Genomic DNA, 25,770 nt, shown 5'->3' with positions numbered 1-25,770 from the left:
GGGCGCTGATCCTCTGTCCATTTCCGCCAGCACCTGAACTCCCACACCGCCGAATTCAATGCCCGGACCCGACGTCCTGGCCCCGTTCACCCCGGAGGTCACGCTGTCCGCCCTCGACGCCCTGGCCGCCGACCCCTCCCGCGCCGACAGCTCGGACATCCCCCTCCTGCCGCCGTCCGTCCTCGAAGCACTCACCACCAAGTGGACCGAGCACGTCCAGGAATCCATCGCCCGCGGCCTCGCGGGCGGCTACGTCGGCGTCGAAGTCTCCACCGCGATCCACGCCCGGCTCACCGCGCTGTGGCATCTGGACGATTCCCTCGGCGGCACCGCCTGCACCACCAGCGCCCGCACCGACCTGAAGATGGTCACCAAGCTCCTGCGGCACGCCCGCCACAGCGGACAGCTCACCACCGACCTCCACTTCCTCGCCGCCGAGTACGCCCGTTTTCTCGGTTGGGCGGAATTCGACGCCGGCAACACCCCCGGCGCCCAACGCGCCTGGCACACCGCCCTGCGCGCCTCCGTCGAGGCCGCCGACCCCGCGCACAGCGCCTACCTCCTCGCCAACCTCGCCCTGGCCTGCGTCTACGACGACCAGCCGACCACCGGCTCCGATTTACTCACCAGCGCCCGGGACATCGCCGGAACTCGCACCACCCCGCTCGTCGCGGCAATGATCGACACCTGGCGGGTCCGCGCCGCAGCCGCCACCGGAGACGCCAAGCAGGCGGCCCGCCTTCTGGCCCGCGCCGAGACCGAATACGAGCACGCCCGCACAGGCGACGACAACCCGGCCTGGTCGTACTGGATGTGCCGCCCCAGCCGCATGGCCGAGACCGGCAGAGCCTTCCTCGACCTCGGTGACCCGGCCACCGCCGAGAACCTGCTGACCGACGGTCTGGCAGCCCTCGAACCTGGCGCAATGCGCGACCGGGTGCTCTACCTCGTGTGGATCGCCACCGCGCAGGCCCGCCGTCACAACCTCGACGCCGCAGCCGACACCGCCACCACCGCCATGGACATCGCCATCATGGTCGAATCCGGCCGCTGCACCACTCTGCTCAGCAACCTTTCCACCGAACTCACACCCCACCGCACTGCCGCCCCCGTCAGCGCCGTCCTCGACCGCCTGAACAGCGACCACCGCTGACCGCGTCGGCTGCGTGCGGGGAGGGGGCTCGGGTTCAGGTTGCGGTGATGTGGCCTCGGGCGTTGGCAAGTTCGGTGTTGAGGTCGACGGGTTGGCAGTCGAGGAGTTGGCGGACGAGTTGGTGGGCGATGGTGTAGCGGATGTTGGGGTGGTGGTAGCCGACGACTTCGTCGATGACGGGTCCCTGGTCGGGGTTGCGGGGGTCGTGGATGCCGCCGTAGACGCCGACGACGGGGTACTGCTTCACGCGTACGGCGGCGAAGCCGGTGGTGAGGTGGGGGCAGGCGCGGGTGGACTTCCACGCGCACGGGAGGCAGACGGGCGGGTGGGGGGTGGCCATGCCGTCGGGCCAGTTGGGCCAGTCCTGGGAGTAGTCGCCCAGGAGCCAGAGCATGCCGTGTTCGTTGAGGTCGGCGGGGCCGGCGCAGACCTGGCACAGCAGGCGTCGCATGGCGCGGCGCTGCCGCAGGGAGTGGACCTTGCCCAGCTGAGGCGTTCCCTGGCCGGGCCTGAGCGTGATGCGGTTCCACAGGGCGCCGTGGCTGTCGCGGTCGGCGGGTACCTCGTCGGCGTAGGCGATACGGCCGTGCCGGGGGTCGAAGACGACGGTGGGCTTGAGGACCTGCTCGGCGCTCCAGGTGGCGATGTAGGGGACCCCGAGGGTGGGCTTGTGCGGGGCCGGGTGGTCGGGGATGTGGGTGGTCATACGGTTCGTGTCTCCGTTTTCGGGTCGGTGGGCCGTGAGTGAGGTGGGCAAGGGAGAGTGGTCATCCGGAGAAGGTCCCGGCGATACGTGATCAGCCGGTGGTTTCCGGGTCGATGCCGTGTGCGCGGGCGAGGGCGGTCAGGGCGTCGGTGATCGTGCTGAGTCGCTGCTCGATCGTGTCGAGCCGCGCGGCGATCGTGCGCTCCTGCGGCTCTCCGATGGCGTTCCCGGGCGCGGTGTGCTGCTGCGCGCGTATGGCGGCCAGTTGTTCGCTGTGCCCGGCGAGGGTGCGGCCGGTGCGGAACGCTTCCGCCTCCAGGTCCCGCAACCGCCCGCCGTACGTCACCGTCCCGGCCGTCATGCCGTTCTCCTGGCATGTACGTGTTTGCGTTCCAGGACGACGATGGGGCAGTTGAGCGCTTCCGCGATCTTCGCGAGGTTGGCGGGGGTGGCGTTACGCCAGCCGGACTCGATCTCCCCCATCAACACCGCGGAAATCCCCACTTGCAGGGCGAGAGCCCGCTTGGTCAGACCGGCCTTCTCGCGTGCCCAGGTCACCGCCGCCGGTTCCTGATGAAGCACCCGGGGACGCCTGCGGGTTCCGACGGTCATACGGCGACCACCCCGCTCCCCGGTACGTGACGCCGAGCGCAGTTCGTCCACCACGGGTTCCATGAACGCTTGGCCGACCCGCTCCACCGTGCCGCCGGCCCCGGGGCCGTGACTGCCGGGATCATGCTGCGGCAGCTCTTTCGCGAGAGGGGGAGGGTTCACCGGGCCGGGGAGCGCAAGCTCGGACCAGACGACCTTGCCGCCTTGAGCGGGCCGGTAGGTGGCCCATCGTCTGCTGAGGGAGTTCACCAGGAACAGGCCCCGGCCCCCTTCCGCGTCCGGGGACTGCGGTGACACGACCGGTGAACCGTTGGCCCGGTCCCAGACCTCCACGTACAGGCGCCGGTGCACCACCCGCAGCCGCACCCCGACGACATGATGCGCCTCGACCATCTCCCACGTCGGGGACGGATCGGTGATCCCCGTCGCCTCGACCGCGTTGGTCACCAGCTCACTGACAATCAGCTCCGCGCTGTCGACCAGATCCGGAAGCTGCCAGCCGGCCAGCGTCTGCCGCACGAACGCCCGCGACAGGCCCACCGCCGTTACCACCGCCACCAGCCGCACCGAGGCGATACGGATGCCCGCCGCCGTCACCGGACCCCCACCGCCTGGTAAATCTCAGCGTCCGCGCAGTGCACGACATACGCCCACAGGTGGTCCTGGAGCACCCGGCCCGAACCGAAGTGCTCCATGGACGGCACGACCACGGCACGGTCACCCGTGCGCCGCAACTCCTCCACCAGCTCGGTCAACTCGGCAACGCTGCCCTCGTCGACCTCCTTGTAAATGAGCGTCAGGTCGTAGCCCCCGGCCTGCGCCCACTGGAACAGCACCAGCTCGTCCCGCAGCAGTTGGGACTCCGGCGTGCTGTCGTACGCCCGCATGTACCCGTAGATGGGCGGCTTCTTGTCGGTGCCTGCGTGCAGTAACTCGGGCCGAGGGCTTGCCGGCGGCTCGCGAAGGGACGCCGCGTTGGCGCTCGGCGCCGCCGCGGGGCAGCTCACGTGTACGTCTCCGAAGGTGCGCGATTGCATGGCGAAGCCGCCTTTCCTGGTGTCGGCATGGTGGGCGAACGACGGGCGGGCGAGGGGCTTGCGCCACCGACCCGGCGTGAAATGAGCCAAGCACCGGGGCCTTCGAATGTGCAAGGTTTCATTGTGCGATGACCCCTTGAGAGTGAATAGCATTGCAAGTTAAGTCATCGTGTACTTGCATAGCGAGTGAGAACGTGCCAGCAAAATGAAGGAGGTACCGGATGGCCGAGAGCGTGACCGGTTCGACCGTTCCCCGGCGTCAGCTGGGTCGCTACTTGCGCGAGTTGCGTAACAAGGCGCGGATGACGGTCAAGGCGGCAGCGGAAACCCTGGAGTGGTCGGAGGCAAAAATCTGGCGCATCGAGACGGGTCAAACGTCCCTTCGCAGCCACGACGTCGAGACCATGGGCCGTGTCTACGGGGCGGGCAGCGACCTGACGACCGCGCTCATGGCGCTGGCCAAGGAGACCAAGGCGAAGGGATGGTGGCACAGCTACGGCGATGTCATCCCGGCGTGGTTGGACGTGTACATCAGCCTGGAGGAGGCAGCCACAGCGCTGTCCATCTACGAGTCGGAGCTGGTGCCGGGGCTTCTTCAGACGGACGAGTACGTCCGGACGTTGATCACAACAGCTGCCTCCGGCGCTAGTGAAGAGGAGGTGGAACGGCGCGTTCAGCTCCGAATCGAGCGTCAGGCGCTGCTCACCCGCGTGACCGATCCCCCCGGCGTGGGAGTGGTACTGAACGAGGCCGTGCTTCGGCGTCCGATCGGCAACCCGAAGATCATGACCGACCAACTTACCCACCTCTTGGAGGTGGGCGAACTGCCCAACCTGGCGGTGCGGGTGGTGCCGTTTGTGCAGGGCATGCACTACGGAGTCATGTCCGGGCCCTTCACTATGCTGGAGTTCCCGATCAACGGCACGGGGATGCCGGTCGAGCCGACCACCATCTACATCGAGGGCTTCGCCGGAGCGCTCTACCTCGACAAGCCGCACGAGGTGGACCGCTATGAGCAGGCGTTCAACAACATCAAGAGTTCGTCGCTGAACGAAGCTGCAAGCAGGAAGTTCATCGCCGACGCTGTAAAGGAGTGGCGGAGTGAGTAACGGCGATCTGGCCAACGCAAGCTGGTTCAAGTCGAGCTACAGCAACGACCAAGGAGCATGCGTGGAGGTGGCGTTCGTGAGCGGCGCCGTCGCCATGCGCGACAGCAAGGACCCCGACGGCCCTGCCCTGCTGTTCGCCCCCCAGGAGTTCAGCGCGTTCGTTCGCAGCGTCGGTGACGGCGAGTTCAACGCGTCGTAACCACGCACAGGCTAGGCCGTACCAGCAGCGCCCGACCGGTGAGCGGGGTCGGGCGCTGTCGGACTCGAAAACGGGTCGTCTTGGGCGAGTTCTCCTGATGGCCGTGCTCCGGAACGGGTGGGTACGTGAGCGATATCGACCGGGCCAAGCAGGCTGTCCGTGACCGCGTGTGGCGGTCGCCTCATCGACGGTGGCGGGGCGCCGGAGGACTCGTACGTCAAGATTCCCGGCTTCTACGGCAACGGGCGGACGGCGGGGCGGCTGGTCGAACTGCCCGTGTGGCAACGGGCGAAGACCGTCAAGGCCAATCCGGACTGGGCGCAGCTTCCGGTGCGCGTCCGTGCTCTGGAGGACGGTAAGTTCCTCTACGTCGCTGTGCCCAGGATGGCGAGCCTCGAACCGTTCCTCGCCCTCGATCCGGCGACTCTCACGGTTCCGCCGGTGGATGCTGCCGAGAAGAGAGGGGCCGTCCAGCACGGCCGCCGGCTCGGGGTCGAGTCCATGCGACCTATCGACATCGTGGTGTGCGGCAGTGTCGCGGTGAACCGGTCGGGCGCGCGCATCGGCAAGGGCGCGGGGTACTCCGACCTCGAAGTCGCGCTGCTGATTGAGGCGGGTCTCGTCACCGACGAGACGGTGATCGTCGCGCCGGTTCACGGTCTCCAGGTGATCGGGGAAGACATCCCGGAGACGGAGCACGACTTCAGCGTGGACTACATCGTCACACCGGAAGAGGTGATCACCTGCACCAACCGGCGCCGACCGCGCGGACTCGTCTGGACGGACCTGACCGCGGAGAAGATCGCGGCAATCCCGGCATTGGCAGCCGCGGCACGCACAGCTGTAAAGAACTGCGGGCCGGACTAGGCTTGTTGCAGCGGCAGAAACGCTGCGCTGAGCGGGAGGGGGTACGGGCATGAGTGCACCGGATCTGTCCGGGGCGGCCTGGCGCAAGAGTAGGTACAGCCAGCAAAACGGCGCGTGCGTCGAGGTGGCGTTCATGGGTGAAGCCGTCGCCATGCGCGACAGCAAGAACCAGGGCGGCACCGTGCTGTTCTTCGATGCTGACAAGTGGACAGAGTTCGTGGCGGGCGTCCAGGCAGAGGCGTTCAACGTGCAGTAGCGGCAAGCACGCTGCGCACAACCGGCGGCGGAGACACTGCGCTGCGCGGGGGGGAGGTACGGGGATGAGTGCATCGGATCTGTTCGGGGCGGCCTGGCGCAAGAGTAGGTACAGCGGGCAAAACGGCGAATGCGTCGAAGTAGCGGACAACCTGCCGGGAGTCGTGGCGGTACGTGACTCCAAGCATCCCGCCGGCCCGTCCCTCATCTTCTCCCACCGCGATTTCAGCTTCTTCGTCAAGAGCCTGGCCGATGGCGAGTTCAACGCGTCGTAACCATGCGCAGACCACGCACCACCACCAGCGCCCGACCGGCAATCCAGGTCGGGCGCTGCTGTGTCCAAACATCGGTCGCACTGCGGACCGCCCTGGTGGGCATGACCCGGAACGAGTAGGTGCGTGAGCGATATCGACCGGGCCAAGCAGGCGGTCCAGGACCGCGTGTGGCGTCGCCTCGTCGACGGCGGCGGGGCGCCGGAGGAGATCGGTTCAGGGGACTCGGCGTAGGGGTTCAGGCCGACCGGTCCTCGCCTCCGCGCTCCGGTCCGCGCCGAACGGCCGCTGCCGCATGGGCAGGTTGAGTGTGTCTTCTGGTTCGGCGGGTCGGCTCACGTGGGAGGACTATTTCTTGCGGGCGAGGGTGAGTCCGTCGGCGATGGCGATCATGGTCGCCTCGACACGATCGTCGGTGCGGATGCGTTCGTTGAGTTCCCGTACCGCTCGGGTGGTGTCGGCGGTGTCGTCCGGGTCGATCACCCGGGCGTGGTAGAGGACGTTGTCGACCAGGATGGCGCCACCGGACCTGACCCGGGGTACGACTTCCTCCCAATAGGCGGTGTAGTTCAGGTAGTCGGCGTCGATGAACGCCAGGTCGTAGGCGGGCTCGGCGGGCATGGACCGCAGCGTGTCCAGTGCCGGGCCCAGCCGCAGGTCGATCCGGTCGCCGACGCCGGCGGCGTCCCAGTACCGGCGGGCGATCCGGGTCCATTCTTCGCTGATGTCACAGCAGGTCAACCGCCCACCCGCTGCCAGGCCCCGGACGATGGCCAGGGCGGAGTATCCGGTGAAGGTACCGACCTCCAGCGCCGTCCTGGCTCCCATCAGCTTGGTCAGCAAGGTCAGGAACGTGCCCTCGTCCGGTGAGATCTGCAGGCGTGCTTCGTGCCCGAGGGTGGCGGTCTCGGCGATCAGCCCGGCCTGTACCGCATCGGGCGAAGATCCCTGCGCGACGAGGTAGTCGAAGAGTTCGTCCGACAACGGAGTAGGTCGCAACGTCATACCCAAGATCCTATCGGCCCGCCGACGGCGGTCGAATGTGCCCTGGCGGCGCCCTTCCGGCATCTGCCAGGGCCGGTCGCCCAACTGCCGACGGTTACCGCGTCGCGGTGCCCAGTGCCGCGCGAATGGCGTCCTCGCCGGCCGGCTGGCCCTTCTCGTTCGAGTACGGCCCGTACGGGGTTCCCCACACCGGCGTGCCCGTCGCCTGCCGCCAGCTGTCGCCCAGCGTTCCCGCGTCTACCACGCTGTAGCCGGTGGAGTCGATGAATTCGGTCACCGCCGCCTTCGCCGAAGCGGAGTCTCCGGCGATCGGCAGGTAGGAGCGGTCGGCCACCCCTGCCGGGCGGGCGAGTGACAGCAGGTGCTTGAAGAAGATGTTGTTGAACGCCTTTACGAGCAGGGCGTCGGGGACGTACCGCAGGAGCAGCTCGCTTGAGGTGAGGGAATTGCTGTCGAGCTCGGGGATGTGCCCGTCACGCTCGGGGCCGTAGTTGCAGGTGTCGATGACCGTCTTCCCGGCCAGTGGCGCGGCGGGCACGTGGGGGAAGGCGCTGACCGGCACCGTGACCACGACGATGTCACCGGCCGCCGCGGCCTCTTCGCTCGTCGCCGCGGACGCCCGCGCCCCCAGTTCCTTGGCCGTGTCCACGAGCGTCTCGGGACCGCGCGAGTTGCTGAGCACCACCTGGTGCCCGGCCTCGACAGCGAGCCGCGCGAGGGTCCTGCCGATGCTTCCGCTTCCGATGAATCCCACAGTCGTCACTATCTCAACGTCCTTCAGAAGAGCCGGACTTGCCGTTTGCCGGGCTCGTTTCGATCCCGGTTCCCGCCGTCAGCCGGCGGGGAAATAGTGGCCGTTGTCCATATCGGCGAGCAGGCCGGGCTGGGCGGGTTCCCAACCGAGGGTCCGGCGGGTGATGAGGTTGGACGCCGGGTAGCTCTGCGTGACGATATTCGTGAGGAACCCGAAGTACCCCGGCGTCAGCAGGGAATCGTTGGGAACGCTCACGGCGGGCAGGCCCAGACGGCCGGCGATGGCCCCGGCGATCTCGCGGAACGGGATAGCCCCGTCCCCGACCGCGTGCCAGTATCTGCCGGCTGACCCCTTCTCCAGCGCCAGGCGGAACAAGGTGGCGGCATCGCGGATGTGCACGGCGTTCCAGAGGTTCGCGCCGTCGCCGTGGTAGCCGACGAACCCCTTTTCCTTCGCGAGCGCGATCAGCGTGGGGAGGAAGCCGGCACGATCGGTCGTGCTGTGCGCGATGTTGGCGACCCGCACGACCGAAGACCGCACCCCCTGCTCGGCGAGGTCGACCACGGCCCTTTCCACGACGTTGCGGACCCGCAGGGTGCCTTGGTGCTCCTCGCCGGCGGGGAGGGCCGGGTCCTCCTCGGTGGCCGGCCGGCCCAGGTGCTGCCCGGGCGAGCCAATGCTCCCCGCCGTGACCAGCGGCTTTCCCGTTCCCGCCAGTGCCTCGCCGTACGCGAGCATGATCGGCAACTCCGCGGCGGCCACGGCGTCCATCCCACCGGAGGGCAGCAGATCCTGCCTGTGGGCCACGTGGATGACGCCATCGGAGGCCGAGGCTGCCTCCTTGAGCCCGTCGAGATCCTGGATGTCGCCGCGACGTACCTTCGCGCCGAGCGCGGACAGGGCCGCTGCGGAAGCGTCCGACCGGGCCAGGCCGGTGACCTCGTGTCCGGCGGCGATGAGCTCGGGGATGATGTACGAACCGGAATGGCCGGTCCCTCCAGCGACGAATACGTGCATCTGACTGTCCTTGTGAGGGTAGGTGCGGGGCCTTTTCCTGCCGCGAGTGAACTGGCGTGACGCGGCACGAAAGGCAGGGGTAAGGGGTGTGCTCAGCCGAGAAGGGTGATGCCGAGGGAGAAATCGGTGTGCCTGACGGAGTGGTTCATGAGGCCCAGCTCCAGCAGGCCGACGTTCTCCAGTGCCCGCGCCATGAACAGTTCCCCGGTGTCCCAGGGGCGCAGCCCCAGGCTCTCGACGAACGCCGACACGCGTGCCTTCGCCTGCGCGTCGTCGCCGGCGATGAACACGTCCAGAGGGCGATCCTCGGCCGGGCCGGCCGCCAGAACGTGGGAGAACACAGTGTTGAACGCCTTGACGACATGCGCGTCATCCGGAGCCGCCTTGGCGATCTCCTGTGCGCCGGAACTGTCGTCGGGGACGACGAAGCCCTGCAAGTCGGGGGCTACGGGGTTGGTGATGTCAACGATGATCTTGCCTCGCAGCGCGTCCCCGTACTCCCTCACCACCGCCGTCGCGCCGGAGTACGGCACGGCGAGGACGACGATGTCCCCGGCCGGGGCGGTGCCGGCCGTCCCGACAGTGGCGCCACCGAGCGCGGCGGCCAATTCCTTGGCCTTGGCCGGGTCGCGGCCGATGATCTCGACTGCGTTGCCGCCGGCGAGCGCCCGGGCGGCCAGGGCGCGGGCCACGTTCCCCAGGCCGATAATGCTGATGCTGCTCATGGAGTTCCTGCTTTCTGGAGCTGGACAGGACGACATGCCCGCCTCGTCGTTGTTAACGGTTGTGTCGTCGACGCCGTCGAATGACGCGATGGGGGCGTTCAACTCCTGATGCGCCAATTCTGGTCCTGGGCCCTCCGATGTCGAATTCTTGTGCCGAATTCGCTCGGACCATCAGGTACATATTCAGATTGCCATTGGCCTGAGTGGGCGTCCAATACTTCTTTCAGCCGTGGTGATACTCTGGAGGCATCACCAACTGGGGGCGCCATGGATCTGGACCTGCGCAAACTGCGTTATTTCGTCGCTGTGGCCGACCAGTTGCACTTCGGCCGCGCCGCCGATGAGCTGCACATCGCGCAGCCGGTGCTCAGCCGGCAGATCCGTGCGCTCGAGCAGGATCTCGGCGCCTCGCTGTTCACCAGGGATCGCCACGGCGTGGAGCTGACGGATGCGGGCCGGCAACTGCTGGCCGACGCCGGTCCGCTGCTCGCCTCGACCCACGCGATCCGCCGCCGGGTGTCCGCGGCCGCCGGCGGCAAGCGGCGGCTGATGGTCGGTTTCCGGGCCGGCGTTGCCGTCACCCCGGCGGCCCGTGCGTTCGAGGACCGGCACCCGGACGTGGTCGTGGACATGCAGCGGATCGAAGGGGACGACCAGGCTGCGATGCTGCTCGACGGCCGTATCGACGTCGGCTACGTGCGGCTGCCCATCGACGAGGCCGGCCTGCGCGTCACCCCGCTGTACACCGAGCCGCGGGTAGCGGTACTGCCCGCCGGACACCGGTTCGCCGGCAAGAAGGAGGTCACCGAGGCCGACCTGGCCGGCGAACCGCTGGTCTGGCACGGTGACCCGAGCACACAGCCCACCAAGCGCCCGCTCCCCAATGCCGGGTACCCGGTGCGCGGGGTGGACGAGACGCTCGAGCATGTCGCGGCCGGCCGGGGCATCTCCTTCCTGGCCCGTTCGGCGTCCGTGTTCTACTCGCATCCGGACGTCGTCTATGTGCCCATCCCGGATCTGGCGCCCGACCAGGTGTGCCTTGCGGTGGCGGCATCTCACACCTCGCCGGTAGTAGACGACTTCGTCACTGCGGCTCGGTCGGCGGCCGAGATCACGGCAGAATGTGGGAACTACGAGATGTGGCAGCTCGGAGGCGATGCCGTCTCAAGGCGCGCTTGAGCAGTTCGACCGACCCCCGTTCATCATGCGCTGGCGGAGTGAAGTGGCCTGATGGGGTGGTGCTGTTGCGGCTGACCTCTGAGCCGGTTCCGTTCTTCGGCCGGCAGTTGCTCTGAGGGGCCCCGAAGCACCTGAGACCGACCGGAAGTACGTGCTGCGGACGCGGCTCGTCGCCTGCCGCCGGCGTCGACACCACAGAGCACCGGCCCGCAGGGATGGTGCCGTGGGAGGTGGGTCGACTGCCTGCATCACGGCTGACACTCACAGTGTCCGCCCTGCGCGGGGCCCGGGGCACCATATGCTGAGGGGCGACGGGAAGGAGCTGATGATGAGTATTGACGCGGTCATGCACACCGAGTTCCCCACGGGGTACGTGGTCTTCTTCGGTACCGACGGGAAGGTGGTCATGACTCCGCAGAGCGAAGAGCACTCCAGCACCATCAGGTCGATGCAGATCGACTCCCTGGCCCTCGGCCGGCACGCGAAGGTCATCTCCGACGTCTACATCGACTTCCCGGCCGACGAGAACTCCGCTCCCGATTTCGCGATCATGCGGGAGGACGCCGAGCGGCAGGGCAAGCGCTACGGCTTCGAGGACGTGTTGCTCATCGCCGAGGTGGTGTCGGTCTCCTCCGCGCGCAAGGACTACGACGACTGCACAGGGAAGTACGGCCGCTACGGCATTCCGGTCTACGTGGTGGTGGATCCGTACGTCGGGGAGGTCGTCGTCCACACCCAGCCCACCGGCTCCGGCTACATCGCGGCGCACACGCACAAGTACGGTTCGGGCAAGCTGCCCATCGAGCTGGCCGACGGGCGGACCTACACGCTCGACCTGGACGAGCTGCCCTGGCCCAACGCGGACGCCCACTGACGCACGGCGCCGGCTCGTCCATTGCCCTCAAACTGAGGGACCGGCGGCGTGAAGCGTAGTGTCGGCCCAACTGCGCGGAGGAGAGGTGACTGCGCGGCCGGGACACCGCGCTGAAGAGCTGATCCCGCGCCCTGAGCGGACCGTCACTGCTCTCAAGACCGCCCTTGCCGGCATAGCTTCGGATCGTCTACCGCCGGAGACGCAGGTCGAGAAGGCTGAGGCGATTGTCAAGGCTATCGATCGCGCATCCGCAGGGTGGCGCCACCTCCGGCTCTGGCTTACTCGCTGAACGGGGAAGAGAAATCATACGCTTGACGTGTGTTCGTTTCGTGCCGGTCGCTGTGGCCCTCGGGGCGGGTTTGTTACTTGGCCTGGTGGGCCCCGTTTTCGAGAAATGGGACAATCCCGCCTGTGTCGCCGTTGGTATTGTGTTTTCCAGCGGTTGGCCGTGGGCCTGTTATGCATTCTTGGTGGGTTGTTTCCGCCGATCCAAAATCGAATCAGCGTTGCTGTCGTCTTTTGGGCTGGCCGTCGGCGTAGTCACGTACTACCTTTTTAAGGATATGTATCCCACCGTTCCGGCTGGAATGGAAGCTGCCACCTCCGTTCCGGCCGGAATAGAATATCATGGCTCCGGCGAGGGGAAAGTTCTCGTGTGGGGATCAGCGGCTTTCGTTTTCGGCGCGCCTGTGGGGCTCGTGGGGAACGTAGCGCGAACGCCCTGCGTGGGCGGCCTTCTGTTCCGTCTGCTTGTTCCATTGATCGCCTTCTTCGAGGCCACGCAGCGATTGAACACAGAGGCTGACGCGCAAGGGATGACGTTCTCCATGACCTGGAACGCGATTCGCGTTGTTGCCGTCATTTCCGCTGTCGCTCTCGTCGGGCACACAGCGTGGGGCTGGCGCACCCGGCGGAGCCGGACCGAGGAGCGCGCGGAAGCCGGCGTGTCAGGGAAGCGACTCTGAGAAGTCCTGGCGGATCTTCCGAAGATCCCGGATCAGCCGAACCGCATGACGCGAGTCGGCATGGTCGTGCCGACATCGGAGGGAAGGGCGAGGAGAAGCGAGATGACCGGCTGGGAGCCTCCTGAGGTGTTTGACACCTTGAAGCCGGCCCGCCGGTTGGTGCCGGGGATGGACAGCTACCGGCTCGGCAGCTTGGTTGAGGCGTTCAACCTGGCCGATGGCCTGCCGGAGGGCCTCCGGCCGCACCGGGCGACGTATGACGCGCTGGTCGCCGCCCGGCTGTTCGTGCTGCTCGCCACCAAAGCGGCCAGCCTGGATGAACTGCGCGGCCAGAGACAGGGAGGGGGCGACACGATGAGCCTCCGACCCTTTTCTGACCGCCAACGGGGCCTGTTCGCCGGCGTCGACGGGCCGAGCGGCGCCGCGAAGTCCACGATCGTGCAGCACCTGGCGCAACTGCTCGTCGCCGCTGCGCCGATACGGTGACACATCTACCGTGGCCATAGTCGGGCGGGCCAGGGACAACCCCAAGGAGCCTTGACGTAAGCCGAATTGACGGACTGTTCCTGCGGCGAGGCAGCGCAACGCAGGAGGACACAAATCATGTCGAGGCCGAGAGGGAATCGGAACGCCGGGACGTGACAGCGGCACGGGATGAAGGCGACCCGACGATGATCGCCGACCTTGAGGCGGTCTGGCGGATCAGGCTGCGTCAGCTGCTTCGCGAGGACCCTCCGCGTCGGCCGCGCTCCGGGAGCTCATCGCGGAGGGCAGTCAGACTGCGGGCCCAGTCCATAACACTATTAACGGCGGGAAGTTCCGGCAGGTGGTCATTCAGGCGGGCAACATCCACGGGGATGTGCATCCGGGTTGACCCCGTCGGCCCCTCTGTCCGCCATCATCCGGGTGGCCGCCGGCAGGCCCGGCGAAGTCGATCTCCGGCGAAGGATGGCGCCTGCGGCTCCTCGTGCGGGTACCCGCCGATTCCCCGCGGGATCGGTGCCACGAGGGAAAGGAGCGCTATTCCGGGTGGATTCCTGCTTCCAGGTGGGTGCGTTTGGCTTCGGCCTCGGGTCCGGTGAAGTCCGCAAGGAGTTGGACTGCCTCGCGGCGGTGCTCCTGCGCTTCGAGGAGGTTTCCCTCCTGGACCAGAGCGTCTGCGAGGTGGGCGAGGGCGGTTGCGAGCGACCACCGGTCGCCGCGGCTGCGATGTGCGGTGGCGGCCTGGCGGTGAAAGCCGGCGGCGTCCTCGGTACGCCCGAGCCGGAAGTATGCCTCGCCGGTTACGTCCCACGTGGTGGCTTGGAGATCGGGGCGGCCGACTCGTTGGAAGAGGGCTGCTGCCTGTTGGAGGTGGCTCAACGCTTCGCCGGCTTCCGGCCGTGCCACGGCGTTGCGGCCGAGTTCGAGCAGGGCGAGCGCTTCGAAGAGGGTGGCATCGGATTCGCCGGCGATGGCCAACGCCTGCTCGGCCGCTGCGTCGGCCGCGTCGAAACGGTGCGAGCGCCTGTACACCGCGGCGAGGAGGGTGAGCGCCTCCGCCTGTTCCAGGGACTCCCCGGCTCCGGACAGCATGTCTGCTGCTTGGCGCAGCACTGTTTCCGCCCGGTCGACGTCACCTCGCTCCAGGAGCGCCCAGCCTAAGTTGCGCGTGAAGGCGCCGGTGTAGAGCTGGTTGCCGAGTTCGCGCACCAGGTGCAGGGCCTCCTCGAAGCGGACCGCGGCCCGGTCGGGGTGGTGCGCGAACATGTGCGTGACGCCGAGGCCGTTCGCGGCCCGCGCCTTGCCGAACGTGTCGCCAAGGCCGTGGAATACCGTCAGAGCCCCGCTGAAGTGTTCTTCTGCCTGTGGGAGCTGGAACAGATGGCGGTAGGCGATGCCCAGATTGTCGAGCGTGATCGCTTCTCCGTATCGGTCATCTGCCCGCCGTGCCGCTTCAAGCGCCATCTGCTGAGCGGGGAGCCATGCGTCGGCGGGCTCACGATCGGCGATGATCATGGTGAGGGCGGCGGGAATCTGCCAGGCGATGCGGTCCATTCCGCTGGTCCACGCCGCCTGGACTGCGGCAACGAGGTTGGTTCGTTCGGTCTCGTACCAGGCGATGGCCGCTCTGCCGTCTTCGAAGGTGGCTGCGTTCACGTTGTCGGGCAGGTGCTGCAGTGTGACGGGCAGCGTGTAGGCGCTTGATCCGACCTGGGCGGCTGCCGCCGCGGCGTGCAGGTACCAGCCGAGGAGGCGTTCCAGGGCGGCGTGCCGGTCTTCCGCGGGTTCCTCGGTCTGGGCCTGGTCGAGAGCGTACGCGCGCAGGAGGTCGTGGAATTGGTAGCGGTGGTGTCCGCTCTCTTCCAGAAGGTGTGCGCCGGCCAGGGTGTCGAGCTGTCGCCGTGCCGTGACGGGAGGAACCGCCGCGAGGGCGGCAGCCGCGTCGAGGCTGAAGTCCGGTCCGGGATGGAGCCCCAGCAGCCGGAACATGCGTGCTGCCTGGGGAGCGAGCGAACGGTAGGACCATGCGAATACGGTTCGAACCGCGTCTGTTTGTTCTGGGCCCTGTTCGTCTTCGGACGACAGTGCGTCCCAGAGGCCGGACTCGTCGCGCAGGTCCGTGATGAGGTCGCGCAGAGGCATCCGTGGCCGGGCGGCGGCGCGCTCCGCCACGATGCGTAACGCCAGTGGCAGCCGGGCGCACAGGCGGGCCAACTCGGCGAGTTCCTCGTCATCGTCGCTGGTGCGGTATGCGGCGAGGACGGTGCGGAGCAACTGAACCGAGGCGTTCTGTGAGAGAGTCTCCAGGCTCACGCGATGTGCCCCTTCCCGTGCCACCAGTCCCGACATGCGGGTGCGACTGGTAATGACCACCAGGCAGTTCGGGGCCCCGGGCAGCAGCGGACGGATCTGTCCTGCCGTGGCGGCGTTGTCCAAGAGCATGAGGATACGACGTTCGGCCATGGACGAGCGAAAGAGCTCCGCCCGCGGCTCCTCGCCGTTGGGAATGCGTTCCAGCGGGATGTCCAGGGCGCGCAGGAACCGTACGAGTACATCCGTTGCGGCGACCGGCGGTCCTGGATCGTAACCGTGAAGGTTGACATACAACTGACCATCAGGAAAGCGGTCCCTGACCTGGTGCGCCCAGCGGACCGCCAGCGATGTCTTGCCCACGCCGGCCGTGCCGACGATCAATGCGAGCCGCAGCGGGCCCGCTTCCCCGCCGACGGGACTCGCTACCGCGGCGTCGAGACTCTCCAGTTCCTGCACGCGGTTGACGAATCCCCGCGCCTCTCCCGGAAGCTGCCCCGGGCGGGGCCCGGCAGCGAGGTGGGAGGAGTGGAAGTGGACGCCCCCGCCAATGTCCCGGGCCTGCACCACGCTGCCCGCGGAACCGGACATGTCGGAATGTGTCACGTGATACCCCGGTGGCACCGGCGCGCCGCTCCGACCGTTCGGTTCCCCCGTCAAGTGACCTTCTCCCCATTGGCGCGAACCTGAGGCGGACACCCCGACATCCTCCGAACGGGGTTTTCCGGGTCAGCTCACTGGCTAACATCGCTCTTGGCGATAGCAACACACCTCCTCCGTCTCTGCAATACCGGATCAAGCCGCAGCAGTCGGTGGACGAGTGCGGTGCTCGATGCGCCCAATGCGCCATCGCAGCGCCGTCAGGCGTTCTGCGCCATGTTCCTGCCCGGAGTGACGTCGAGACGCGAGGTTCGATCATGAAGATAGAGTTCGTCGGCGGTTCCACAGGTCAGGGCGGTTCCCCGCGGCTGTACAGGGACGCGGAGAGCGGCGACTTCATCGTGCAGGGCTACGTCATCGACGAACCGTCCGACCTGGAACAGATGAAGATTCCTGCCGGCGAGACGGTCGTACGCGTCCCCGCGTCCCTGTTCGACTACTTACCGAAGGACGGTGCACGTGGAGTCTCTTGACGCAGATGGCTGGGCGCGGTTGTTCAACGCCTGCCGCGAGTCCGCCAGCCACCTGGAAATGCGCGACAGTTACGCGGTACAGGAAGAGCAGTCCGACATCGAGAAATGGCGGGCCGGTGACTGGGGACCCGCGCAGGACGCCGAGAGCAAAGCCGGCTGGCTCGACCTCATGAGGGCCACCGCGGCACGGGGCGTGAAGCTGCGCAGAGCGCGCATCGTCTCCGAGCCCGTTACCGAGTACATCCGATTCGAGCATGACGGGACGCCGCAGAACATTGCCGCGGGCGAAGACGTGCGCTGGCTGCCGCGCACTCGGGCCTCCACGCTGTCGCTGCCCGGCAACGACTGCTGGATCTTCGATGGCCGGACAGTGCTGTTCAACCACTTCACCGGAGACGGGGGCTGGGTCGGCAACGAGCTGAACACAGATCCCGACGTGGCAACACGCTGCGCTGACGCGTTCGAAGAGGCATGGAAGCTGGGCATTCCCCACAGCGAGTACAAGCTGACCTGAGCGGACCGGGGTGTAGCCGCCCGCCATCGTGAATCCAGACCACCCAAGATGAGGATGGGAGCTTGCCACAAGCCCTGAGGATCGGCGTGATCTCCTCCGGTCCCGCCGAATTCGCCACGATCCACGCAGCCTGCACAGACGCCGGACATCTCCCGGTCGCCTACTTCTACGGCCGGTCCCTCCGATCCGGCGGCCCGAATCTCAGCGATGCCCCAGAGACAACCGCGGAGATCCTCGACGCCGTCCCACCGGGGATGGACCTGCTGCTGCCCGGGAGCATGGACGGACTCGCCGGCGCCTTGGAGAGCTACCACCTCGACCTGGTGATCGTGTTCGGTTTCGCATGGAAGATCCCGCGGGCCGTCCTGGCGATCCCACGGCTCGGCATGATGAACATCCACGTCTCCATGCTGCCGAAATACCGCGGACCCGCCCCAATGCTCTGGGCGATCCGCAACGGCGACACGACCGGTGGGGTAACAGTGCACTGGATGGACGAAGAGTTCGACACAGGAAACATCCTCGCGCAGCGGGACGGCATCCCCCTCGCTGACGACATCACTTGGAAGAACTACTGCGACGACGCGTTGCCCGTCATCCACGACCTGCTGAGGAAGTCCCTCGACCTGGCCGCCGACGGCTACGCCGGTGAGACACAGGATGCTGATGCGGCTACCTACGCGGGATTCATGGAAGACGACTTCTCCGTGGTCAACTGGTCCGACAGCGCACGCGATATCCACAATCAGGTCAGAACGCACCGCTACATGCGATCCACCACCCACCCGCTCGCACGGGTTGAGGGCGGCGAATGGCTGCACATCATCCGCACGAGTCTCGAAGCTGCCGACGGGCCCCGGATTGTTTGTGGCGACGGACGCCCTCTCTGGCTACTCGAATCCGAACCCGGGCAGCCGCCGGCGTACGAAGACTCAACTCGATAGCCCCCGAGGCCGAGATGTGGAGGTCGAGCACATAGGCGCACCACGCGGTGTCGGCCGGTATGCCGATCGGGGGGCGCCTTGAGCTGTCAGGCCCCGCGCTCAACTGTCCGCCGTACTGCGTTCCTGGGAGGAGCGGTTCGGTGCCCGGCTTGTCGGCCTCGGCCACGCCAGGGCCTTCGTCTCGGTCGCCGCCCGGCCGGACAGCAAAGGCGAGGCGCGGCGGCTCGCCCTGGAGCACTGTCTCGTCTGCCCGGACGCCGTCGAGCAGAGCCCGGACACGTTCGAGGAGTACGCCGACGGTCTGCTCCACCGGACGGTGTGGAGCTTCTGGTGGGACTGACCCCCCAGGGGGCCTCCCGTCGCGCGTCAAGGGCGTCGCCCCGAGGCGGGAGAACACGTAGGCGCAGGTCGTCCCGCCAGACGCGGGCGGGGGTTTAAGAGCGTTAAGCGGTCCGGTCGGGCCGGGGCCGACGGTCGGGCCGCCGTACCCCCGCACCCGCCGCGCGGAGCGCTACCCGCGGCGGTCGAACAGCGCCACCGCCGCCGCGGCCCCGATCCACGGCTCCTCCGCCTCGCCCAGCATGAGCGCGGCGACCCCCGCCCGCGGCGCCGCCGGCGGGATCAGCCGCGGCGCGAACTCCCCGGCGGGCACGAGCCGCCCGCCGCCCGCGTAGGGCCGGTTGGTCAGCGGCCCGGCGTACACGACCGTCCCCCCGGCCGCGCGGACCGCCTCCCCGGACACCCCCTTCGCGTCCCACTCGTGGCGCAGCAGCCGCTTGAGCAGCGCGCCGTTCACCCTGCCCAGCGCGCCCTGGGTCTCGCCCATGCCGAGCGAGCTGAGCCAGATCACCCGGGGGGCCGCCGAGGCGATCAGGCGGGCCCCCTCGACGAGGACGCTCGGGTCCTGCTTCTTGGTGATGCCCAGGCCGCTGACGACGACGTCGGCGCCTTCGACGGCGGCCAGGACGGTGGACGGTTCGGCCACGTCCGCACGGACCGTACGCAGGGCGTCACCGGTGAGTCCGGTGAGCCGGTCGGGCGTACGGGCCAGGGCGGTGACCTCGTGGCCCCTCGCGAGGGCCTGGGCGACCAGCAGGCGGCCGGTCTGTCCGGTGGAACCGAGTACGGCGATCTTCACGGTGTTCTCCAGAGGTAGGTAGAGGTGGCGCCGGCGGGCGTCGAACCCGCCGGCGAGCGGCGAGCGGCGAGCGGCGCGCGGCCACCCGGACGCGCGAGAGCGGGAGAGCGGGGAAGCGGGGGAGCGGCCTCAGCCCAGCGCGGACAGGACGTCGACGGCCTCGGCGTGGACCCCGGGCGCGGCGGCCAGGAAGTCCCGGCTGGTGAGGCTCCACGGCTCCCCGTGCGTGTCCGTGACCGTCCCGCCCGACTCCGCGACCAGCAGCGCCCCGGCCAGCAGCCCCGACCGCACGTCGGAGAACTGCCAGAAGACGTCCGTCCGCCCGGCCGCGACCTGGATGAGCTGCAAGGTGGCCGGCACCGAGACCCGTACGACCAGGGCGCCGATCAGCATCGCGGTGACGGACGCGCCGATCCGGCGGAAGGTCGCCTCGTCCTCGCCCGGCCGGGCCTGGCCGGTGCCCACGAGGGCCGCCTTCAGCGTCGTCTTCGCCGAGGGCCGCAGCGGCCGCCCGTTCAGGTGGGCGCCCCGGCCGGCCAGCGCGGTGTACGTGTCGCCGGTCAGCGGGAGGTGGACGACGGTCAGTACGGGCACGTTGTCGCGGACGAGGGTGGCGGTCACCGCCCACTCGTTCATGCCGTGGATGTGGTTGATGTTGCCCTCGGCGGGGTCGGTGATCCACCACTCGCCCGGCGGCAGCGCCCCGCTCGCCAGCTCGTCCTCGACCCATCCGGAACCCGGCCGGGCCGCGAGCAGCGGCGCCTTGAGGACGTCCAGCACGGCGTCGTCGTTGGCGTGGATCTCGGTGACGATCTCGCCGGGGTCGCCAGGGCGGGCGTCGCGGGAGAAGCGCTCGCGCAGGAGCGCGCCGGCCGTGCGGACGGCGTCGACGGTCAGGACCAGCAGCGCGTCGTCCCCGGCGGAGGCCGCGGGAAGGCCGGCGGAGGTGTTCAGGTACGTCTCGGACATGGCGTGCTCCTTCGGACTGCGGATTCGCGTGGCGTTTCACCACCCGCTTTCGAAGGTAGGTCGACGGGCAGATAACGACAAGTGCAGGCTTGTTACGCCTAGGATTACCTGTATGCAACTGGATCTGAATCTGCTGACCGCGCTCGACGCGTTGCTGGAGGAGGGCAGCGTGACAGGCGCCGCCGCCCGGCTGCATGTGTCCGCGCCCGCGATGAGCCGGACCCTGGGCCGTATCCGGCGGACGACAGGCGACCAGATTCTGGTGCGCACCGGGCGGACGATGACGCCGACGCCGCACGCCGTCGCCATCCGCGAGGAGGTGCACGGCCTTGTGCACCAGGCCCAGTCGGTGCTGTCCCGGGACCGGGACGTCGACCTGGCGACCCTGGAGCGCACCTTCACCCTCAAATGGCACGACTCCCTGGCGAACGCGTGCGGCCCCGCACTGCTCACCGCCGTCCACGCGCAGGCGCCCGGGGTCCAGCTGCGTTTCATGGCCGAGTCGAGCACGGACACCCAGGATCTGCGGCGCGGTGAGGCCGACCTCGAAGCCGGTTCCGCGGAGCCGGCGCTGCCCGAGATCCGCCACGAGACGGTCGGCCACGACCGGCTGGTCGTCGTGGTCCGCGCCGGTCATCCGCTGACGGAGGGGCCGCTCACCCTGGACCGGTACGCGGCCGCCGAGCACGTCACCGTCTCGCGCCGAGGCCGGCTGAGCGACCCCCTCGACGACGCGCTGCACGCCCGGGGCCTGCGGCGACGTGTCATCGCCGCGGCGCCCACCGGGGCCACGGCGCTGCAACTCGTCCGCGGCAGCGACCTGGTGGTCGCGGTCCCCGAAGCCGTCAGCCGGCCCGCGTTCGGCGATCTCGGCCTGCGCGCGCTGCCGTTGCCCCTCGACCTGCCCGCCATCCCGATCAACCTGGTGTGGCACCAGCGCTACGACGGCGATCGCGCGCACCTCTGGCTGCGCGACCAGGCCCGTACGGTCCTGCGAGCGGTCTGCCGCCCCCCGGCGGACGAGCCCGGAAACCGCTGACCCCGCCCACGGCGGGAACGGTCACCCCGAGCCCGGGCCTGAGCCCGGACCGCCACCGCGGCCACGTGCGGGGGCTCGTGAACAAACGTCTCGGTGGCCCCACCCGCGCTCACCAGGCCCAATCCCCGTAAGTCGAGGCAGGGGTAGGGGCTTTACGTCATGAAGCGTGGGAAATATGGTGCAACGTGGATGAGTTCGGGGATTCGGCAGGTGGCAGCGCCGAGTCGCACAGCAGATCGTATGACAGCACGCTCGTCCGCGCGGCCGCGATCGTCTCCCCTAGGGGTGGCGCGCGCGGTCGTAACGGGCACGGGGGAGTGGGCCGGTCGGGATCGGGGCATATTCGCCCGGTACTTGGCGGGGCGTCAGCCGTTGTACTCGGCGGGCGGACACCCCGTCCGGGACCTGAGCGGCTGTCATGTCGACCGCCGCTGAACCGGGTTCGCATCAGCTCCTCGCCCGGCGGGAAAGGGTTCGCCCCGCCGGCCGTGAGGAGGGCCCGCTCCGGCTTGACGCGACGGTTCCCTCGGGAGCCGGCGTGCGGACGGGCCCAGGGCGCCGCACCTTCCGGGGTGCGGCGCCCGTTGTCCGCCGGGCGGTACGACGGCCGCGCACGTCCCGGGGCCAAGCGCCAAGCGCCAAGCGCACAAGCGCGCGTCGCGCCCCCCGCGTCGCCCGAATGGGTCACCCTTGGCCCGAAAAGGGGCGTGGGACACGGGGAACCCCGCCCCGCTTGCCACAGTGGACCTGCGCCCCCGGACCCGGACGTCCGCGGTACGCCCCCGGCCCGTCCCCGGCCTCACCCCGGACCCCCGGACGTCGGCACCGGGCGTACCCCGACGTACCCCCGGCCGTACCCCCGGCCGTACCCCCGGGCCGGAGGCGCCCACGGGAGAGAGGAACCGTTCATGAGCAAGGTCGTGCGAGCCGCGCTCGTCCAGGCCACCTGGACCGGCGACACCGAGTCGATGATCGTCAAGCACGAGGAACACGCCCGCGCCGCCGCCGCACAGGGCGCGAAGGTGATCGGCTTCCAGGAGGTCTTCAACGCCCCCTACTTCTGCCAGGTCCAGGACGCCACGCACTACCGCTGGGCGGAACCCGTGCCCGACGGCCCCACCGTGCGGCGGATGCGCGACCTCGCCCGGGAGACCGGCCTGGTGATCGTGGTCCCCGTCTTCGAGCGGGAGCAGCCCGGCGTCTACTACAACACCGCCGCCGTGATCGACGCCGACGGCAGCTACCTCGGCAAGTACCGCAAGCACCACATCCCGCAACTGGAGGGCTTCTGGGAGAAGTACTACTTCCGGCCGGGCAACGTGGGATGGCCGGTGTTCGAGACCGCGGCCGGCCGGATCGGCGTGTACATCTGCTACGACCGGCACTTCCCCGAGGGCTGGCGCGCGCTCGGCCTGCGCGGCGCCCAGCTCGTCTACAACCCGTCGGCCACCAGCCGCGGTCTGTCCAGCCATCTGTGGCGGCTCGAACAGCCCGCCGCCGCTGTCGCCAACGAGTACTTCATCGCGGCGATCAACCGCGTCGGCCGCGAACCGTACGGCGACAACGACTTCTACGGCGGCAGCTACTTCGTGGACCCGCGCGGACAGCTCGTCGGCGCCGCCGCCTCCGACCACGACGACGAACTCATCGTGCGCGACCTGGACTTCGGCCTCATCGACGAGGTACGCCAGACCTGGGCCTTCTACCGGGACCGCAGGCCGGACGCCTACGGCGAACTGACGGAGGGGTGAGCCAATGGCCACCGAGACCGAGAATCCGCACACCGCGCTCCACCACCGCCACCAGGCGGTGCTGCCCGACTGGCTGACCACGTACTACGAGCGGCCGATCGAACTGACCCACGGCGAGGGCCGGCACGTCTGGGACGCCGAGGGCACCCGCTATCTGGACTTCTTCGGCGGCATCCTCACCACGATGACCGCGCACGCGCTGCCCGAGGTCGCGTACGCGGTCGCCGAGCAGTCCCGGAAGATCCTGCACTCCTCGACGCTCTACCTCAGCCGGCACACCGTGGAGCTGGCAGAACGCGTCGCCCGGCTGTCCGGCATCCCCGACGCCCGGGTCTTCTTCACCACCTCCGGCACCGAGGCCAACGACACCGCGCTGCTGCTCGCGACCGCCTACCGCCGCTCCAACCAGATCCTCGCGCTGCGCAACAGCTACCACGGCCGTTCCTTCGCCTCGATCGGCATCACCGGCAACTCGGCCTGGTCGCCGACGAGTCTGTCGCCGCTCCAGACGCTGTACGTGCACGGCGGGGTACGCACCCGCGGGCCGTACGCGCAGCTGTCGGACGCCGACTTCACCGCCGCGTGCGTCGAGGACCTGGAGGACGTACTCGGCCAGGTGGGCGGCCCGGTCGCCGCGCTGATCGCCGAACCGATCCAGGGCGTCGGCGGTTTCACCTCCGGGCCCGACGGGCTGCTCGCCGCGTTCAAGCGGGTGCTCGACCGGCACGGCATCCTGTGGATCAGCGACGAGGTGCAGACCGGCTGGGGCCGTACCGGTGAGCACTTCTGGGGCTGGCAGGCGCACTCCGAGGCCGGGCCGCCGGACATCCTCACCTTCGCCAAGGGCGTCGGCAACGGCCTGTCCATGGGCGGGGTGGTGGCCCGCGCCGAGGTGATGAACTGCCTGACCGCCAACTCCATTTCCACCTTCGGCGGCAGCCCGGTCACCGCCGCGGGCGCGCTCGCCAACCTCGCCTACCTCATCGAGCACGACCTCCAGGGCAACGCCCGCCGCGTCGGCGGCCTGCTCAAGGCCCGGCTGGACGCCGTGGTGGCGGGGGTGGGCATCGTCCGCGAAGTACGCGGCCGCGGGCTGATGCTGGGCATCGAACTCATCGAGCCCGGCACCGACACACCGTCGCCGGCCGCCGCCGTACTCGTACTCGAAGCCGCCCGCGAGCACGGTCTGCTCATCGGCAAGGGCGGCCGGGAGGGGAACGTGCTGCGGATCGCGCCCCCGCTGTCGCTGACCGTCGGCGAGGCGGAGGAGGGCGCGGAAGCGCTCCAGGCGGCCCTGAAACTCGCCCAGGCCGCGCGCGAGGAAGGGCGGGACCGGTGGTGAGCCAGGCCCGCACCCTCGTACGCGGCGGCCTGGTCGTCACCGCCTCCGACGAGACGCACGCCGACGTGCTCATCGAGGGCGGCCGGATCGCCGCCCTCGCCGCGCACGACAGCGACACCGCGGCGGGCTGGACCGCCGAGACCGTCATCGACGCCACCGACAGGTACGTCATCCCGGGCGGGGTCGACGCCCACACCCATATGGAGATGCCGTTCGGCGGCACCACGGCGTCCGACACCTTCGAGACCGGCACCCGGGCGGCCGCCTGGGGCGGGACCACGACGATCGTGGACTTCGCGGTCCAGACCGCGGGCCGCTCACTGCGCGCCGGGCTCGACAGCTGGCACGCCAAGGCCGACGCGCAGTGCGCGATCGACTACGCCTTCCACATGATCGTCTCCGACGTCAACGACCGCTCGCTCAAGGAGATGGACCTTCTCGTGGAGGAGGGGTGTACCAGTTTCAAGCTCTTCATGGCCTACCCCGGCGTCCTCTACAGCGACGACGGGCAGATCCTCCAGGCCATGCAGCGCGCGGCGGACAACGGCGGCCTGATCATGGCGCACGCCGAGAACGGCATCGCCATCGACGTCCTGGTCCGCCAGGCCCTCGCCGCGGGCCGGACCGACCCCCGGTACCACGGCGAGGTCCGGCACGCCCTGCTGGAGGCCGAGGCCACCCACCGCGCGATCCAGCTCGCCCGCGTCGCCGGGTCACCGCTCTACGTCGTGCACGTCTCCGCCGAGCAGGCCGTCGCCGAACTCGCCGCCGCCCGTGACCAGGGCCTGCCGGTCTTCGGCGAGACCTGCCCGCAGTACCTCTTCCTGTCCACCGACCAGCTCGCCGAGCCGGACTTCGAGGGCGCCAAGTACGTGTGCAGCACCCCGCTGCGCCCGCGCGAGCACCAGGCCGCGCTCTGGCGGGGGCTGCGCACGAACGACCTCCAGGTGGTCTCCACCGACCACTGCCCCTTCTGCTTCACCGGACAGAAGGACATCGGCCGCGGCGACTTCTCCAAGATCCCCAACGGGCTGCCCGGTGTGGAGAACCGGATGGACCTGCTCCACCAGGCCGTCGTGGAGGGCCGGTTGACCCGCCGCCGCTGGATCGAGGTCGCCTGCGCCACGCCGGCCCGGATGTTCGGCCTCTATCCGCGCAAGGGCACGCTCGCCCCCGGCGCCGACGCGGACGTGGTGGTCTACGACCCGCACACCGAGCAGATCGTCTCGGCGCAGACCCACCACATGAACGTCGACTACAGCGCGTACGAGGGCCGGCGGCTCACCGGCCGGGTCGAGACCGTGCTGTCCAGGGGCGTACCGGTGATCGACAACCGCCGCTGGACCGGCCGGGCCGGACACGGCCAGTACACCCCGCGCGGCCTCTGCCAGTACCTCGACTGAGACCGGGACCGGACC

The 25,770-nt window shown here is 69.0% G+C and carries 28 protein-coding genes and 1 pseudogene; 18 read left to right on the top strand and 11 right to left on the bottom strand.

Annotated elements, in window-relative coordinates; genetic code table 11:
* The first annotated feature begins 58 nt into the window (after positions 1-58).
* On the top strand, positions 59-1,153 hold the full coding sequence (locus OHA30_RS05530; RefSeq protein WP_328912669.1) for a transcriptional regulator: 1,095 nt from the start codon (positions 59-61) through the stop codon (positions 1,151-1,153).
* Positions 1,154-1,187: 34 nt separating this feature from the next.
* Here OHA30_RS05530 and OHA30_RS05525 read toward each other — a convergent pair whose 3' ends face one another.
* The 4 genes from OHA30_RS05525 to OHA30_RS05510 form a co-directional block, all read right to left on the bottom strand.
* Positions 1,188-1,859: a hypothetical protein gene (locus tag OHA30_RS05525; RefSeq protein ID WP_328912668.1), complete on the bottom strand. Its 672-nt coding sequence runs from the start codon at positions 1,857-1,859 to the stop codon at positions 1,188-1,190.
* Positions 1,860-1,950: 91 nt separating this feature from the next.
* Positions 1,951-2,220: a hypothetical protein gene (locus OHA30_RS05520; protein ID WP_328912667.1), complete on the bottom strand. Its 270-nt coding sequence runs from the start codon at positions 2,218-2,220 to the stop codon at positions 1,951-1,953.
* Entirely contained in the window at positions 2,217-3,038 is an 822-nt protein-coding gene (locus tag OHA30_RS05515) for an ATP-binding protein (protein WP_328912666.1), read from the bottom strand. The genes OHA30_RS05520 and OHA30_RS05515 overlap by 4 nt, the downstream gene beginning before the upstream one ends.
* 26 nt (positions 3,039-3,064) lie before the next feature.
* Positions 3,065-3,478, bottom strand: a complete 414-nt coding sequence (locus tag OHA30_RS05510) for a hypothetical protein (RefSeq protein WP_328912665.1) — start codon at positions 3,476-3,478, stop codon at positions 3,065-3,067.
* A 251-nt stretch (positions 3,479-3,729) separates the two neighbouring features.
* Between OHA30_RS05510 and OHA30_RS05505 the strand changes: the two genes are divergently transcribed.
* The 5 genes and pseudogenes from OHA30_RS05505 to OHA30_RS05485 all read left to right on the top strand — a co-directional run bounded on the left by OHA30_RS05505 (position 3,730) and on the right by OHA30_RS05485 (position 6,213).
* Complete coding sequence (locus tag OHA30_RS05505) at positions 3,730-4,617, top strand: helix-turn-helix domain-containing protein (protein ID WP_328912664.1); 888 nt, start codon at positions 3,730-3,732, stop codon at positions 4,615-4,617.
* Positions 4,610-4,816 carry a DUF397 domain-containing protein gene (locus OHA30_RS05500; RefSeq protein WP_328912663.1) on the top strand — a complete coding sequence of 69 codons (207 nt, stop codon included), beginning with the start codon at positions 4,610-4,612 and terminating at the stop codon, positions 4,814-4,816. The genes OHA30_RS05505 and OHA30_RS05500 overlap by 8 nt, the downstream gene beginning before the upstream one ends.
* Before the next feature lie 125 nt (positions 4,817-4,941).
* Positions 4,942-5,683 (top strand): annotated as a pseudogene (locus OHA30_RS05495) (5-formyltetrahydrofolate cyclo-ligase).
* A gap of 49 nt (positions 5,684-5,732) precedes the next feature.
* Complete coding sequence (locus tag OHA30_RS05490) at positions 5,733-5,939, top strand: DUF397 domain-containing protein (protein ID WP_328912662.1); 207 nt, start codon at positions 5,733-5,735, stop codon at positions 5,937-5,939.
* 64 nt (positions 5,940-6,003) lie between these two features.
* A complete protein-coding gene (locus tag OHA30_RS05485) occupies positions 6,004-6,213 on the top strand; it encodes a DUF397 domain-containing protein (RefSeq protein ID WP_328912661.1) in 210 nt (69 codons plus the stop codon).
* A 345-nt stretch (positions 6,214-6,558) separates the two neighbouring features.
* Here the strand turns inward: OHA30_RS05485 and OHA30_RS05480 are convergent, their stop codons facing one another.
* From OHA30_RS05480 to OHA30_RS05465, 4 genes are all read right to left on the bottom strand, one after another.
* Complete coding sequence (locus tag OHA30_RS05480; RefSeq protein WP_328912660.1) at positions 6,559-7,215, bottom strand: O-methyltransferase; 657 nt, start codon at positions 7,213-7,215, stop codon at positions 6,559-6,561.
* A 94-nt stretch (positions 7,216-7,309) separates the two neighbouring features.
* Complete coding sequence (locus OHA30_RS05475; RefSeq protein WP_328917739.1) at positions 7,310-7,969, bottom strand: NADPH-dependent F420 reductase; 660 nt, start codon at positions 7,967-7,969, stop codon at positions 7,310-7,312.
* A 78-nt stretch (positions 7,970-8,047) separates the two neighbouring features.
* Positions 8,048-8,986 (bottom strand): SDR family oxidoreductase, encoded by a 939-nt coding sequence (locus tag OHA30_RS05470; protein WP_328912659.1) that lies wholly within the window; start codon positions 8,984-8,986, stop codon positions 8,048-8,050.
* Positions 8,987-9,078: 92 nt separating this feature from the next.
* Positions 9,079-9,711 carry an NADPH-dependent F420 reductase gene (locus OHA30_RS05465; RefSeq protein ID WP_328917738.1) on the bottom strand — a complete coding sequence of 211 codons (633 nt, stop codon included), beginning with the start codon at positions 9,709-9,711 and terminating at the stop codon, positions 9,079-9,081.
* Positions 9,712-9,978: 267 nt separating this feature from the next.
* Here OHA30_RS05465 and OHA30_RS05460 point away from each other — a divergent pair, with 267 nt between their 5' ends.
* The 4 genes from OHA30_RS05460 to OHA30_RS05445 all read left to right on the top strand — a co-directional run bounded on the left by OHA30_RS05460 (position 9,979) and on the right by OHA30_RS05445 (position 13,215).
* Positions 9,979-10,890, top strand: a complete 912-nt coding sequence (locus tag OHA30_RS05460) for a LysR family transcriptional regulator (protein WP_328912658.1) — start codon at positions 9,979-9,981, stop codon at positions 10,888-10,890.
* Between the two features lie 328 nt (positions 10,891-11,218).
* The gene (locus OHA30_RS05455; RefSeq protein WP_328912657.1) at positions 11,219-11,764 is read left to right on the top strand and encodes a Uma2 family endonuclease; all 546 of its coding nucleotides are present in this window, start codon (positions 11,219-11,221) and stop codon (positions 11,762-11,764) included.
* Positions 11,765-12,093: 329 nt separating this feature from the next.
* On the top strand, positions 12,094-12,729 hold the full coding sequence (locus OHA30_RS05450) for a hypothetical protein (RefSeq protein ID WP_328912656.1): 636 nt from the start codon (positions 12,094-12,096) through the stop codon (positions 12,727-12,729).
* Positions 12,730-12,831: 102 nt separating this feature from the next.
* Positions 12,832-13,215 carry a hypothetical protein gene (locus OHA30_RS05445; RefSeq protein WP_328912655.1) on the top strand — a complete coding sequence of 128 codons (384 nt, stop codon included), beginning with the start codon at positions 12,832-12,834 and terminating at the stop codon, positions 13,213-13,215.
* A 534-nt stretch (positions 13,216-13,749) separates the two neighbouring features.
* On the opposite strand, the gene OHA30_RS05440 is transcribed toward OHA30_RS05445, so the two are convergent.
* On the bottom strand, positions 13,750-15,981 hold the full coding sequence (locus tag OHA30_RS05440; protein ID WP_328912654.1) for an ATP-binding protein: 2,232 nt from the start codon (positions 15,979-15,981) through the stop codon (positions 13,750-13,752).
* A gap of 458 nt (positions 15,982-16,439) precedes the next feature.
* Here OHA30_RS05440 and OHA30_RS05435 point away from each other — a divergent pair, with 458 nt between their 5' ends.
* The 4 genes from OHA30_RS05435 (at position 16,440) to OHA30_RS05420 (ending at position 18,453) form a co-directional block, all read left to right on the top strand.
* Complete coding sequence (locus OHA30_RS05435) at positions 16,440-16,655, top strand: hypothetical protein (protein ID WP_328912653.1); 216 nt, start codon at positions 16,440-16,442, stop codon at positions 16,653-16,655.
* Positions 16,642-17,169, top strand: a complete 528-nt coding sequence (locus tag OHA30_RS05430; RefSeq protein WP_328912652.1) for a DUF6879 family protein — start codon at positions 16,642-16,644, stop codon at positions 17,167-17,169. The genes OHA30_RS05435 and OHA30_RS05430 overlap by 14 nt, the downstream gene beginning before the upstream one ends.
* A gap of 62 nt (positions 17,170-17,231) precedes the next feature.
* On the top strand, positions 17,232-18,113 hold the full coding sequence (locus OHA30_RS05425; RefSeq protein WP_328912651.1) for a methionyl-tRNA formyltransferase: 882 nt from the start codon (positions 17,232-17,234) through the stop codon (positions 18,111-18,113).
* 103 nt (positions 18,114-18,216) lie between these two features.
* On the top strand, positions 18,217-18,453 hold the full coding sequence (locus OHA30_RS05420) for a DUF4253 domain-containing protein (RefSeq protein WP_328917737.1): 237 nt from the start codon (positions 18,217-18,219) through the stop codon (positions 18,451-18,453).
* Between the two features lie 171 nt (positions 18,454-18,624).
* Here the strand turns inward: OHA30_RS05420 and OHA30_RS05415 are convergent, their stop codons facing one another.
* A complete protein-coding gene (locus OHA30_RS05415) occupies positions 18,625-19,251 on the bottom strand; it encodes an NAD(P)-dependent oxidoreductase (RefSeq protein WP_328912650.1) in 627 nt (208 codons plus the stop codon).
* A 129-nt stretch (positions 19,252-19,380) separates the two neighbouring features.
* Entirely contained in the window at positions 19,381-20,220 is an 840-nt protein-coding gene (locus OHA30_RS05410) for an inositol monophosphatase family protein (protein ID WP_328912649.1), read from the bottom strand.
* Positions 20,221-20,332: 112 nt separating this feature from the next.
* Here OHA30_RS05410 and OHA30_RS05405 point away from each other — a divergent pair, with 112 nt between their 5' ends.
* The 4 genes from OHA30_RS05405 (at position 20,333) to hydA (ending at position 25,755) form a co-directional block, all read left to right on the top strand.
* The gene (locus OHA30_RS05405; RefSeq protein WP_328912648.1) at positions 20,333-21,259 is read left to right on the top strand and encodes a LysR family transcriptional regulator; all 927 of its coding nucleotides are present in this window, start codon (positions 20,333-20,335) and stop codon (positions 21,257-21,259) included.
* A 908-nt stretch (positions 21,260-22,167) separates the two neighbouring features.
* Positions 22,168-23,010 (top strand): nitrilase-related carbon-nitrogen hydrolase, encoded by an 843-nt coding sequence (locus tag OHA30_RS05400; protein WP_328912647.1) that lies wholly within the window; start codon positions 22,168-22,170, stop codon positions 23,008-23,010.
* Positions 23,011-23,014: 4 nt separating this feature from the next.
* A complete protein-coding gene (locus tag OHA30_RS05395) occupies positions 23,015-24,352 on the top strand; it encodes an aspartate aminotransferase family protein (RefSeq protein WP_328912646.1) in 1,338 nt (445 codons plus the stop codon).
* Positions 24,349-25,755 (top strand): dihydropyrimidinase, encoded by a 1,407-nt coding sequence (gene hydA / locus OHA30_RS05390; protein ID WP_328917736.1) that lies wholly within the window; start codon positions 24,349-24,351, stop codon positions 25,753-25,755. The genes OHA30_RS05395 and hydA overlap by 4 nt, the downstream gene beginning before the upstream one ends.
* Positions 25,756-25,770: the final 15 nt, after the last annotated feature.

It is taken from the genome of Streptomyces sp. NBC_00223 (genome assembly GCF_036199905.1).
In the GTDB taxonomy this organism is placed as follows: domain Bacteria; phylum Actinomycetota; class Actinomycetes; order Streptomycetales; family Streptomycetaceae; genus Actinacidiphila.
This window is presented reverse-complemented; position numbering and strand designations above follow the sequence as displayed.